Origin of the sequence: Geobacillus sp. ZGt-1 (genome assembly GCF_001026865.1) — a bacterium.
Classification (GTDB): Bacteria; Bacillota; Bacilli; order Bacillales; family Anoxybacillaceae; genus Geobacillus; species Geobacillus thermoleovorans.
Map to the genome: position 1 here is coordinate 1 of NZ_LDPD01000180.1, position 596 is coordinate 596.

Consider the following 596-nt stretch of genomic DNA (forward strand, 5'->3'; position numbering starts at 1 on the left):
TTTTTCGTTGCATGTATATAGACTCAATTTTGCTTCAAGATCCTTGATTCTTTCCTCGTTCATAGCACCCTCCTTGTACTATAGTAATACCCAGTCTACGAATTTTGAAATGACCCAACCAACCTGTCTCGCTGTACTCAGTGGTACTCCCAGATCATATAACGCCCGCTAACTTGATCTTGAATGATTTGGATAGAAAGGTCTTTCCAAGAAGCTATAGTCCGCAAGGTATCAGTAATATTATCGGTATATTCCCTGATAGTATCTGCTACCTTTTTACTGCCGTAGTCCTCAACAAAGTCGAGCAATTTTTTAATGGCTTGCGATTCCAGCATGTCTGCTAACGTCAATACCGCTTTCTTGAGAGCTGCAGTTTTGATACCCTGTGTTTCTACCTTTGGCGACACTGTGTTGACCTTCGCCACAGAAGGGGTGAGTTGTGACACCGTGTTTGTCTCTGCGGCAAAAACAGAAGGTAGGTACTGCTACCGCCAAAACAGACAGAGCTAAAACAGGAGATAAAATTCTTTTGAACAACTTCATAGACAGCTTCATAAATTCCCCCTCCCTTTTATCGGCGAATCCGGCCCTCCGCA

General features: G+C 43.3%; 1 protein-coding gene. It reads right to left on the reverse strand.

Translation table 11 applies throughout. The annotated features are described in order from the left end of the window. Positions 1–137 precede the first annotated feature (137 nt). Entirely contained in the window at positions 138–446 is a 309-nt protein-coding gene (locus VU18_RS16435; RefSeq protein WP_123961348.1) for a hypothetical protein, read from the reverse strand. Between the last annotated feature and the right edge of the window lie 150 nt (positions 447–596).